General features: G+C 47.2%; 11 protein-coding genes. 2 read left to right on the top strand and 9 right to left on the bottom strand.

What is annotated here, in order from left to right; genetic code table 11:
- Positions 1 to 4: 4 nt before the first annotated feature.
- On the bottom strand, positions 5 to 1,453 hold the full coding sequence (locus ACX9NY_RS13510; RefSeq protein WP_472478867.1) for an aryl-sulfate sulfotransferase: 1,449 nt from the start codon (positions 1,451 to 1,453) through the stop codon (positions 5 to 7).
- Between the two features lie 59 nt (positions 1,454 to 1,512).
- Positions 1,513 to 2,070, bottom strand: coding sequence for a MarR family winged helix-turn-helix transcriptional regulator (locus tag ACX9NY_RS13515; RefSeq protein ID WP_339260255.1), 558 nt, complete (start codon positions 2,068 to 2,070; stop codon positions 1,513 to 1,515).
- Positions 2,071 to 2,456: 386 nt separating this feature from the next.
- Between ACX9NY_RS13515 and ACX9NY_RS13520 the strand changes: the two genes are divergently transcribed.
- Positions 2,457 to 2,864: a hypothetical protein gene (locus ACX9NY_RS13520; RefSeq protein ID WP_472478869.1), complete on the top strand. Its 408-nt coding sequence runs from the start codon at positions 2,457 to 2,459 to the stop codon at positions 2,862 to 2,864.
- Positions 2,865 to 2,999: 135 nt separating this feature from the next.
- Here ACX9NY_RS13520 and ACX9NY_RS13525 read toward each other — a convergent pair whose 3' ends face one another.
- The 6 genes from ACX9NY_RS13525 to hemE all read right to left on the bottom strand — a co-directional run bounded on the left by ACX9NY_RS13525 (position 3,000) and on the right by hemE (position 9,484).
- Entirely contained in the window at positions 3,000 to 3,632 is a 633-nt protein-coding gene (locus ACX9NY_RS13525) for a fumarylacetoacetate hydrolase family protein (protein ID WP_472478871.1), read from the bottom strand.
- A gap of 46 nt (positions 3,633 to 3,678) precedes the next feature.
- Positions 3,679 to 4,431, bottom strand: coding sequence for a glycerophosphodiester phosphodiesterase (locus ACX9NY_RS13530; protein ID WP_253433275.1), 753 nt, complete (start codon positions 4,429 to 4,431; stop codon positions 3,679 to 3,681).
- Between the two features lie 24 nt (positions 4,432 to 4,455).
- Positions 4,456 to 5,871 carry a CapA family protein gene (locus ACX9NY_RS13535; RefSeq protein ID WP_472478873.1) on the bottom strand — a complete coding sequence of 472 codons (1,416 nt, stop codon included), beginning with the start codon at positions 5,869 to 5,871 and terminating at the stop codon, positions 4,456 to 4,458.
- A gap of 181 nt (positions 5,872 to 6,052) precedes the next feature.
- Positions 6,053 to 7,477, bottom strand: a complete 1,425-nt coding sequence (gene hemY, locus ACX9NY_RS13540) for a protoporphyrinogen oxidase (protein WP_472478875.1) — start codon at positions 7,475 to 7,477, stop codon at positions 6,053 to 6,055.
- On the bottom strand, positions 7,477 to 8,427 hold the full coding sequence (gene hemH, locus ACX9NY_RS13545; protein WP_221823324.1) for a ferrochelatase: 951 nt from the start codon (positions 8,425 to 8,427) through the stop codon (positions 7,477 to 7,479). Before hemH ends, hemY begins: the two co-directional genes overlap by 1 nt.
- Positions 8,420 to 9,484 (bottom strand): uroporphyrinogen decarboxylase, encoded by a 1,065-nt coding sequence (gene hemE / locus ACX9NY_RS13550; protein ID WP_342572496.1) that lies wholly within the window; start codon positions 9,482 to 9,484, stop codon positions 8,420 to 8,422. Before hemE ends, hemH begins: the two co-directional genes overlap by 8 nt.
- Before the next feature lie 204 nt (positions 9,485 to 9,688).
- Here hemE and ACX9NY_RS13555 point away from each other — a divergent pair, with 204 nt between their 5' ends.
- Positions 9,689 to 10,900: an MFS transporter gene (locus tag ACX9NY_RS13555; protein WP_339260246.1), complete on the top strand. Its 1,212-nt coding sequence runs from the start codon at positions 9,689 to 9,691 to the stop codon at positions 10,898 to 10,900.
- A 108-nt stretch (positions 10,901 to 11,008) separates the two neighbouring features.
- Here ACX9NY_RS13555 and ACX9NY_RS13560 read toward each other — a convergent pair whose 3' ends face one another.
- Complete coding sequence (locus ACX9NY_RS13560; protein WP_472478878.1) at positions 11,009 to 12,211, bottom strand: cytochrome P450; 1,203 nt, start codon at positions 12,209 to 12,211, stop codon at positions 11,009 to 11,011.
- Between the last annotated feature and the right edge of the window lie 365 nt (positions 12,212 to 12,576).

The following is a 12,576-nucleotide window of genomic DNA, read 5'->3' on the forward strand; positions in this document are numbered from 1 at the left end:
ACGCCTAATTGCCCAATTTGCCTTCATCCGACGTTGCCACACAGGCTGCACCTTCCACAAACGGAAGAGTTGTCTCCACACTCACGATGGATGCAGAACCTTTGGGTGCTGCTCCCGGCACCCTATAGTTGGAGACATCAATGGCTTCAATGGGAACTTCCTGCGGCTTCTCCAACTGTGGAACCCACTGATAAGGAACTCGATACGAACGATAGACCATATTGGTATTTCGCCGATCCGTGTAAGGGGAGACATATTCCCAGACCAACTCATGCTCGGCTGTCACTTCGAACAACCTGCCATTGGAACCTTCGGTTATCAGGGTGTTGCCGTTAGGCAAACGCTGAGCGGAACTGATGTATGGACTATAAAATTTATAGGAATCCGTTGGGACGGAAAATCCAGCTTCTGCCGATGTATACTGCCAGACAATCTCCAGGGTGACCGGGTTAATCTCCAGCACACGCGAGTGATCCCGAATCGCATGTTTTAATCCAAATGGGGAAGCCGGATTCGGAAGGCCGTAACCTGCCCAGCCACCATTGTCGAATACAAGCAAGTTCCCTTCTCCAGGAAGGCCCTGAGGAATGATATGTGCATGATGCTGTCCGATAATTGTGCCAATGTGCTTCGCTTCAGTTGAAGTATAGTCGGGGCCCAGTCTCCATACGATTTTTCCGCTCTGCCTGTCTGTAATTGCGATTATATTGGCCTCTCTGGCATCCCAGATAATATTGTCGGGGTGGAACCGTTCGTCTCCGTCTTCATAGAAGCGGTTGGGTCCAACATAAGAAGCAGAATTAATATGTAACCAGTCACCGACACCACCACCCAAATGACCAAAAGAACGTGTATTCGGATCACGGAACAGAACATTTCGAGCAGCTTCATCAAAACCTAATTCTTCAAAATGCTCGTTAGGCAGCCATTCCCAAAGTACCTTCCCCTCCCAATCCACTTCAATAATGGCGTCATCAAGCAATGGCTTATCTGAAATTTGCGGGTTATTCACATTTTTGTGAGCCAGGATAAGTGTGTTGCCACTCTTCGTCTTCGGTGCAAGCCCAGGTGCATAGTACCCTACCGGATTACCCTCACGCTGATAATCATGATGCTGGCGGGCATACCATAGTGGCTCATACCCCGGATCTTCAATATGTTCGTAGCTATTGTATTTCCATACAATGTTACCATCCCAATCTACCTGAACCAGATCAACATTATCCTGAATGCCGAACTTCGGATCTCTACGACCTGTGCTGCCCAGCACGTAACCTCCAGGCAATATTTTGGCCGGGAATCCTAACAACCCTTTCCACAGGTGAACCTCCTTGCCATTCATATCAATCAATACTACGCCTTCTTCACCTGCCTGATAGACGGTATAACCGCCCCAAGCCTTGTCCGGATTGTATAACGTCGCTCCAGTTGGATATATTGTTGAGTGTCCCATTGATCATCTCTCCCCTAGAATGTTTGTGGTATATCAAATGTCATTACTGTGATCCAACCTCAATAACTGAGATAGTTACTCTTCCCGGTATTGTTCCGCTGCTTCTGCTCAAAGTTACTTGTGGAGGAGCTATCATGTTCTTGTATCCCGTTGCTCTCCGCCAATTCCAGCACTGTGTCCGAGAATCCCTCCAGATTCGCTACTACCCGCTCGTAGAATTGACTTTGCTGCTCCAGTTCCTCCGCCGTAAAACCCTCAAACAGAAGCGTGATACATCGGGCACCGATGTTGCTGTTTCTCGCATACATCTCCCGCCCGCTGGATGTGATGTCCAGTAAAACCGTCCGGCGATCGTCTTCCTTTCGTCTGCGGATGGTGAGTCCCTTTTTCTCCAACTTATCGGTCAGAGCTGTAATGGCACCCGATGTGAAGTCCAACTGTTCTGCCAGATCTCCAAGCCGCTGTTCTCCCTCACGAATGATCTTGTGCAGGATAAGCATGCCCGGCAGGCTGATGCCTTCTACAGAGATGCGATCCCGCTCCTTGACGAATCGTCTGACCATTTTGCGAAATAACCAATCCGTCCGCTCCAACGCTTCCCAGTCTCTATCACTCAATGCGTAACCTCCTTGATCATCTGAAACCTCAATAGCACACGAAAAAAGGCCCCCGTGGACATTCCATAGTGGAGTAGTCCCGGGAGCCTTTGGTGGTCCAATCAGCTCGATTTATTTTCAGTTCAAATTATTTCACTGTTCATTTAATGAGTATTAAAATAATTGAGATCATCATATAACCAACTAACCCAACCTGTCAAGTGTGAATTATGTGAGTGAGCTTCTTTTAAGGTCATTCTCTGCGGGTTAAATTACTTATTCCGTTTTAAGTTTCACTTCAGGTTTCCCGTTTACACTATTCACAGATCGATATATCAACCAATACATCTATGACAAGCTACGAATCAGTTCGTTCGTACTCTACTACAGAAATGAGGAATATGCATATGAACATGAAACGAGTCATTATTATAGGCACCATGTTTGTCACCATGTCCTTCGCCGGAACAGCATGGGGCCAATCTGCCATCTCCCCCATACCTACTGCCAAATGGTCCATCGTTGACCTGGATCCTGGTGAGGGAAGCAGTGACGAACTGCTCAGCGCTCTTAATCAGTCTTCAGAAGAGGATCTGTATCAGAAGCTCTACAACGGTAAGTCGCTGAGAACGATTACGGAAGAAAACAGGGGGAATTTGGATGAGGTGATTGCTATACAAGTAAGACAACTCAGAGAGCAGTTGGATGAGCGACTCGCGAGTGGAAGTATCAGCTCGCAACAACACGCTGCACAACAAGCTGAACTGGAGGCGTTGGTCACGCAGAGCGCAAATACAGCATATAATCTGACGTAATTAAAAACCTACCTGTACGATGAAAATATGAAATTGCCATGAATAACATAACAAAAAGGAGCGTATGCACGCCCCTTTCTTGTACCCTATAACATCTCTACTTCTCAAGCAGGTATGATCTGTACTGTGTAATCCTTATTGCGCTGCCCCAATCGTGCATGCACCCAAGGATTCGCCGTCCCATGCCAGTTCGAGCACATCTCCTGCTTGTGTTGGTCCAACACCTTCCGGTGTTCCTGTGAAAATGACATCTCCCTGCCCCAGGCCGTAATGGTGACCTACATAATCCACAATATCCTGTAAACTGAAGATCATGTTACGAATGTTACCACGCTGAACTTCCTCACCGTTTTTAGTCAACGTAAAGTCTTTCTCCAGCAGTGTTGCCGCCCCCGGGAACGCTTGAAATGCAGTAACCGGAGCCGAATTTTTGAATCCTTTGGCCGCTGTCCACGGGTGGCCCTTTTTCTTAATCACGGACTGTACGTCACGTAACGTAAAATCAATACCAAACGCATACGCATCCACCAGCTCATCTACCGTCATACCTAGCTCATAAGCCCGGCCGATCTGCACGACCAGCTCAGCTTCATAGTGAACTTCACCCTTGGTAGCAGGCAATTCAAGCGTTTCACCACTCAGGGGCACGACTGCATGAGAAGGTTTCATAAAGATCATTGGTTCATCCGGAACCGCGTTACCCAATTCTTCCGCGTGAAGTTTATAATTGCGTCCTACACAGTATACATTGCGAATATTAGTCAACATGGGTATATTACCACCTTTATTGGATTCAATAGTGCATTTAGGGTAATTACGGTCTGAAGAATCGGCTGCTCGTCTCCTGAAATGCCAGCTCCCATACGTCAGGACGGTTTGTACATAACATGAGCTCTGGATCAACTGCGGCCAGTTTCTTCATAATGGTCTTGTCATCTACTGTCCAGGCCATCACCCGAATACCTGCACTCCGCATCTCGTTCATTAAGGATTTGTCTACATTGGTGTATCCAATGGAGAGAAATGTACAATTCATCTGCTGCAGGGCAGTTAACAGATCACCTGGTCGTGCATCGATAATCAGCCCCGTCTGGATCTCCGGTGCAAGCTTCTTCACTTCGATCAGAGCGGCTGGTTCAAATGAGGTGATCACCACATCATTTTGCATATGTCTTTTTCTCACTTCATGTATAACAGCCGCAGGCAGACCCGGGTACATGTCTCCCTGCGTTTTCAGTTCAATGTTAAGACGTACTCTGCCGCACGAGCGATCTAACAATTCACTTAGCGCCGGAATCCGTTCGCCCTTGTAAGACTTGTTTTTCCATGCTCCAGCATCCAAACGTTGCAGATCAGCCCAATCGGTTTCCCGAACCAGACCCTTGCCATTCGTCGTACGATCCACTGTAAAATCATGAATAATCACTGGCACACCATCACGCGACAACTGCACATCCAGCTCCATCCACTGAACTTCAGGCCGTTCCATGGCCATTAGAAACGCAGCCATCGTATTCTCTGGTGCAATAGAAGAAAATCCACGGTGCGCTACACAAAGGTTGTTCATTCGATTCCCTCCTCAAAAAGATTATTAATTAGGCGAAGCGACTCCATTTCCATCATATCGTATGCCTGGCGAAAGCTTTGCCATCTGTTGCAGCAGCAGTTTGTTTGCCTCATCAATCATTGGAATGGCCTGACCAAGCGCCGCTTCATAAGGGATGACTTTCATGCTGCAAGCTGCATCAGGAGTACAACGTGCCTGAAATACCGCTGTTTTCCATGTCTCTTCGGTGGTTGATCTGGAGAAAATAAAATTTCCCGTACTGTATGCAATCCATTTCCCCTTATAATACTCCAACCCTTGCAACACATGAGGATGACCACCTATGACCAGATCTGCGCCAGCATCCACAAACTCATGAGCCAATCGGGTCTGGTCACTGTTCGGAGTACTTACACGTTCCTCGCCCCAGTGTGCAACCACGATCACCAGATCAGCCTTCTTACGGGCCTCCTGAATCGCTTTGACTGCTCCTGTAGAATCATAGGCTTCAGCCACGCCAGCCCGATTGCCATCCGCCTTCCAACTCGTTTCCGGTACAACGCGGGAGAACCCAAGCAATGCAATCTTCATACCTTTGCGTTCCAGATACGCTGGTGCATACGCTTCATCCCTGTTCATGCCAGCCCCGGTGTGAGCAATACCATATTCCTTGAGATAGGTTAACGTATCTACCAAACCCTCAACACCCTGATCCAGAATATGATTGTTAGCCAAATTGACAGCATCAAAACCCGCAGAGGCCATTGCCGCCAATGCTTTGGGCGAAGATTTGTATACATATGTTTTGTCTGCTGCCCCCGTACCTTCCAGGGTTATCGGTGTCTCCAAGTTCCCGATGGTAAGATCATCATCCTTGAATAATCTGCCGAGTTTAGCAAAGGGATAATCATAACCGTTCTTATCCAGCAGTTCAGCAACTTTGCCCGAAAATTGAATATCCCCGACAAAATTAATGGTTACACCCTTCGCTGAATTGGAAGGTTTCGACGTCTCTGATTCGGTATCCACACCTGCATTTCCCTTGGTGCCGGACGGCGTCGAATCTGTAGCAGGTTTTTTCGTTCCGGATTCGGCTTTCCCATTATTGGTATTGCCTGAAGTATCAGGTTTCGCTACGCCGGATGACTCACCTACATCTGCTGTTGTTTCTTTATTCGTTGCTTCGGCGTCTTCTTCCGGAGTCTCATCAGACTCCTCCGAGTCTGGAGAACTTACTTGATCCCCGCCTTTGGCATCGTCTCCAATGGAAGGCTGATCCTGATCAACAATTTGCTGCTTTACCGGCTGGTCTGCCTGTTGCTGACGTGTGTTAATCACATAAAAAATGCCCACCAGACCAATTGTCATGATCAATAAAAGATTAATTGTCCAGATGATTCTATCACGGGTGCGCTTTCTTTTTTTTCTCTCTACACTTCGATCTGATCTTGGGGGATACATAAGCAACTCCTCTTCTTCACAGCCATACATACCATTATATCAGGCATATTCTGGATTTCCATCTTTCCTTGGAACTGCATCTATTGAAAGGGGATTAACTCGCTTAGCTTCCAGATTTTCATATGAAAAAAGCCATCTCTCCAGTAGATAATTCTACGGTGAGACAGCTCTCTTGCTGTACTTAATCTGTTACAAGCGCCTGTGTTGCCAAAATAGACATTTCCTTCGCTTGTTTGATGCAATCCGGCAAGCCTACGCCCTCATAACCTGCACCTGCAATGTACACACCCGGTAACTTGCTACCAAGTTCCTCACGCAGGGAGGCAATATGTTGGAGGTGTCCCACCGGATACTGAGGCATGGATTTTCGAAGCCTTGTAATTTCGGAGAAGATCGGCACCGCTTCGATACCCATCGTCTCTCTCAAATCTTTGAGAACCAGATCCGTCAACGCTTCGTCTGGAAGCTCTACGTTCTGTTCGTCACCCGAGCGACCGACATAACAGCGGAGCAGTACTTTATCGTCCGGGCTGGTATGCAGCCATTTCGTCGATGTCCACGTGCAAGCCGTAATATTGCGACCCTCTTTCCGCGGAACAAGGAAACCCGATCCGTCGAATACATGCTCCACCTCTTTTTTCTCAAAAGCGAGCACTACATTGGCCACAGATACATAATTAATCGCATCCAGTGCCGCTGTGTCCACGTGAGGCTTCAACAGATCTGACGCGACATATGTCGGCACAGTAACCACTACATCATCAGCTTCAAGCATTTCACCATTTTCCAGCTCAACATGGTATCTGGTCTGCGTTCCATCAAGACGTTGCAATGACTTCACCGCGGTGTTCAGACGTTGATCCACATCCTGCAACTCATGGACAAGTGCATGAACAAGGCTCTGCAGTCCCTGACGAAAGTTCAGAAAAGCGCTCCTTTTGGTTCCGGTATGCGTCTCAGCCGGTTTGCGACCTGTCATCATGCCCCGGATCAAGCTGCCGTAATCCCGCTCTACTTCGCCGAACTGCGGGAATGTAGCCTGAAGGCTTAATCTCCGCATATCACCTGCATAGATTCCCGCGAGCAGTGGTTCGGTCAAGTTCTCCAGCACTTCAGCTCCAAGACGGCGTTCAATCATATAACCGAGCGATTCATCCTCTGTTGTACGACGAGGCGGGATGACAAAATCCATCAACGCCCGCAGTTTGCCTGCCGGAGAGACAAGCCCGCTTCTCAGGAACGGTCTTAATTCTGTAGGAATACCGAGAACGAGTCCTGCTGGCATAGGATGAAGCTTGCCACGCTGCATGATATACGTTTTCTTCGACTCCGGATTCTGACTGACCAGCTCATGATCAATCTCCAATTCTTTAGCCAAATCAATCATTGCTGTTTTGCGAGCGAGGAAGGAATCCGGCCCTTTTTCAATCACAAATCCATCCCGGTGCAGTGTCTCAATCATGCCCCCCATGGACGAGCTTTTCTCGACCAGAGTAATCACAGGTTCAACGCCCGCTTCCCGGTAATGCTTGCGGATATAAAATGCCGCGCTGAGGCCGGTGAGGCCACCGCCGACGACAACAACACGGCGTTTCTTATCACCCATTACTCATCCGACCCTTGCTGCCATTGGCTTATAATAACGTCGCTTAACGTCTCCATGTATAGAGGATCACTATTAAGAGAATCAATACGCATCAGGCGCATATCGATTTCTTTGGCAATCGATTTGGCCTCAATATCGAGATCATAGAGTACTTCGAGATGATCCGAGACGAACCCGATTGGTGCCACAAGTACATCCTCTACCTGTTCACGCGAAAGTTCCTGTAACGTATCCAGAATGTCCGGTCCGAGCCAAGGCTCAGCTGTTCGTCCGGCACTTTGCCACGTAAATTGCCAATTGGTTATTCCTACACGTGAGGCAATCACTTCCGAAGTCTCCAGCAGTTGTTGCGGGTACGGATCCCCCATCTCCACAATACGTGCCGGCAGGCTGTGAGCACTGAACAATACCTTCACGTCCCCGCGTTTTGCTCCAGCTTCCTCAAACGCATCCAACTTGGCACTGACACGCGTGGACAGCGCCTGAATTAATTTCGGATGCAGATGATAACTCTCAATAAAGGACATATGGACGCCCAGCTCTTCTGCCTTTTCACGCGCACGTTTGATATAACTGCCCACACTCATTGTGGAGAAATGAGGAGCCAGTACAATACCAATTGCAGTCTGAATTCCATCCTTCGCCATCTGTTCCACGCCGTCCTCAATAAACGGATAGGCATGCTTCAGTCCTTGATAACAACGGAATTCCACATCAGCGCCACGCTCATCGCGGTTTAAAGTCTCCTGAAGAGCCTTGACCTGATTGTCCGTGTTCTCCCGAAGCGGGAATACACCGCCAACAATGGCTTCATATCGATCCGTCAGTTCCTTCAGTTGCTCCGGTTCAGGCGGACGTCCTCTGCGGATATGTGTGTAATACGCTTCAACACTTTCCATATTTTCTGGTGTGCCATACGACATCACCAGTACACCTACAGTATTAGTCATTAGTAATCGTCACCCCTGTCTTTAATGCTTCGGCAGAATACTCATGAATATAAGCCGTTAATTCTCTGAGCTTATCAAGGGAGGCTTCAGGAAATAGTCCGTGCCCCAGATTGAAAATATACCCCGGCTCCTTGATCCCTTCGTCGATAATCAATTTGGCTTGTTCCTTGATCAATTCCATCGGTGCAGTCAGCAAATAAGGGTCCAGATTGCCTTGTACGGCAAATTTGCCGCCAAGTCGTTTACGCCCTTCCGAAATCGATACTCTCCAGTCCAATCCAATTACATTGGCTTGCAGATTATGCAGCGCTGGCAACAATTCGCCCGAGGCGACACCAGGGAAATAAATCTTCGGTACATTCAAATCCGATAATTCGGTAAAGATACGGGTAATCGTAGGCAACACATATGTTCTGAAGTCTTTGGGAGAAAGTGCTCCAACCCAACTGTCAAACAACTGGAAAGCCTTGCCGCCATTCGCAATATGCGCACGGACATATGTAATAACCATATCACCAAGCTTCTGCATCAGTTTGTGCCACACCTCAGGCTCGCTGTACATCATCGTTTTGGTACGGATATAACCTTTCGAAGGTCGGCCTTCGATCAGATAACTCGCAATCGTGAAAGGTGCACCCGCAAACGTAATCAGAGGCACGTCAAGCTCCTTATCCAGAATTCGAATAGTCTCCAGAATATGTGAGAGATCTCCTTCTACGTCGATGGGACGTAGTCGATCCACATCTGCAGCTGAACGAATAGGATTATCGATTACCGGTCCAATATTTTTAACAATGTCAAAATCAATGCCCAATGAGGCAACCGGATTCATAATATCGGAATACAAAATAGCCGCATCTACACCCAGTTTGCGTACCGGCATGAGTGTAACTTCAGCCGCCAGCTCGGGTTGTTTGCAGATTTCTAACAAGGAGTACTTTTCTTTAATCTTGCGATATTCAGGATCGTAACGTCCGGCTTGACGCATGTACCATACCGGGACGCGGTCTACCTGTTGTTTGAAACTTGCCCGAATCAGTCGATCATTATAGCTCATGTAAGAAGCCTCCAATAGTTTTTGGACTCATAATTACCATTATGCCCTTTTTAAACAGCTGTAACAACCACATGCGGATGCGTTCTACGTGACAATACTATGACATTCCTTACACTCATCCCCCATATGCCAATTGTGTTATAATGAAAGAATCGATTTTTTTAGAGAATTACAGAAATATCTTTGAAAGGAAGTGAAAGCACTTTGAAAACGTGGAAAGTAAACCTCATTGTGCTTTGGTTCGGACAATTTTTGGTCAATTCGGGCATGACCATGATTACCCCATTTTTGTCCCTGTATCTCGCGAGAGATCTTGGCGTTGTTGGCGAACATGAAATTGGCATTTGGGCGGGATTTATTTTTGCAGCCAATTTCCTCACCTCATTTTTGTTTCAACCGCTGTGGGGCAAGTTGTCGGACAAGTATGGTCGTAAAGTTATGCTGCTTCGTTCGGGATTCGGGATGGCCATCGTCATTGCCCTTATGGGTCTGGCACAGAACCCCTGGCAGCTTCTCTTATTGCGTTTGCTTAACGGTACAATCTCCGGTTTTAACCCTGCGGCTGTTGCGCTGATCTCGGGTACCACTCCGAAAGACCGCATGGGTTTCGCCATGGGAATCAGTCAGTCCGGGCAAGTTGCCGGTACAATCCTGGGTCCGCTGATTGGCGGCTTGCTGGCTGATGCAGTAGGCTTCCGGCCTATTTTCTACATTACAGGTGGACTGATCTTTGTCGCTTCCATGCTCGCCATGTTCCTGGTGAGAGAGAAATTCGACCGTCAAGAAGCAGCCAAACTGCCGGCACAATCCGTATTGTCCGGTCTGAAGGAATTAAACAAGTCACCTCAACTTCCCGCACTGTTTGCTGTGACGTTCCTGCTGCAGTTTGCGATGATTAGCCCCATGTCACTCTTGCCGCTGTATGTGCAAAAATTGCATGCTTCGGATGTAAATGTGGCCTTCTGGGCAGGACTTGTCGGTGCAGTTACGGGTCTATCCAATATGGCCATGTCTCCTGTTCTCGGGAAGCTGAGTGATCGGATTGGTCCTCACAAGGTACTGACGTTCTCCCTCATAGGAACAGGACTCATGCTTATTCCGCAGGCATTTGTTCAGACCGTGTGGCAGCTCATTCTTGTTCGATTCATGATGGGTGTGTTCATGGGTGGCCTGCTTCCGAGCGTCAATGCCTTGATCCGTTCCTATACAGCTGATAGCATGATTAGCCGTGCATTCAGTTTTAATACGAGTACCCTTGCGTTAGGCAACATGCTTGGAGCGATCATTGGAGGTTTCATGGCAGGATTCATCGGAATCGAAGGTCTGTTCATCGTCTCTGGCGGACTGCTGCTGCTTAATATGGTTTGGGTCAGATTCAAATTGTATAATAAACCTGCTTCTATTCAGAAATCCTGATCCCCATCCATTTCTTAACTAGTCCATCTTACTGTTCCATTGAAAAAGCCGCTTCCAGCGCCTAATTGGCCTGAGAGCGGCTTTTGTCATTCATGTGCCATTCATTATTTATTTATTAATTCGATTGAAGTGTATTGGATAATGCTTCACACCAAACACGAAGGCACTTTGTATCGGTTCCAGGGCTGTTCCTGGCACAAGCTGAATATGCTCCATGTGCTGAAGCAATGTATGAAGAACGACCCTTGCCTCCAAACGAGCGAGTGGTGCACCCAGACAAAAATGAATGCCAAAACCAAATCCCATATGTCTGTTCGGCTTGCGATCAGAGATGAAATCTTCCGGCTGTTCAAATTGGGCACTGTCCCGATTAGCAGCTCCAACCCAGGAAATCACCTGCTCTCCAGCTTGAATCGTCTGACCATTCAACTCTACAGTTTCCTTGGCGACCCGTCCAATCGCGACAATTGGCGGATAATATCGCAGCGTCTCTTCAATCGCAGAAGTAATCCGTTCAGGATGTTCGCGCAACTCCTGCTGTAGCTCAGGTTGTTCTGACAGGATACGAACCGCATTGGTAATCAGGTTGGTGGTTGTTTCATTACCGGCCGCAAGCAAGAGAATACAGAAGCCCACCACCTCATCTGCAGTCAACTTCTGACCCTCAATCTCCGCAGCAAGCAATAACGAGATCAGATCATCCTCTGGCTGCAACCGACGTTCTTCCATAATGCCAGTGAAATAGATATGCAGCTCCTGCATATTTCTCTTCTTCTCCTCCAGTAACTCCTGAAAGGCCTGTTCACTATCATCACGTGCACCTTTTACCAATACATCAGACCAATCTTTGAACTTTTGACGATCCGCCGCAGGGACCCCGATTAATTCTGCAATCACAATGACGGGTAATGGTGTTGCAAGGTCATCAATAAGTTCCATGTGTCCTTCTGACAGGTGTGGAGCAATTAATTCATCTGTGATTTCCTGAATACGTGGAGCCAACGCTTCAATTGCCTTGGGTGTAAACGCCTGATTCACCAGATCACGCAGCTGTTTGTGTTTGGGTGGGTCTGTCGTCAACATGCTCGTATTGGCACGATCACGTGCAGAAGAGAACAGTTTCGGGTTTTTCAATACGTATTTCACATCTTCATAACCGAAAACATCCCAACATTCTCGATGCTCATCATATCGGACTGGAGTATTATCACGAAGTTCTGCATACACCTCGAAGGGAGATAACCTCTCTTCCAAAGTCTCCAGTTCTCGAATCGGAATGTAATTCGCATACTTTCTCGGTGCCTGTTTCATCGTTTCTCCTCCAATCAATATTATATATTTATTTACATATGTTGATCATCCCTATTATAACCATAACTCTCTAACGAAACCAATATTTAGACCTTAATTGAGCCCCATTACCTAATATGTGCTGCTATCACCCTCTCCTTCTGTTACCCACTTCCGATATACGTCCCGATTCGACATTCTTTTATCGAGATACTCCGTTTTATCAGGACAAAAGACTCATTATGTTATGTTAATTTACATTAAAAAAGGATTTATCTTATTCAAAACTGCTAAATCTAGCTATTTACTCTCTCAACAAAATGAATAATCTTTCATAATCCCTTATAAACAATCATTTTACTCTCATTATCTATGAATGTAACCGA

This window comes from Paenibacillus sp. CB74 (genome assembly GCF_055687625.1).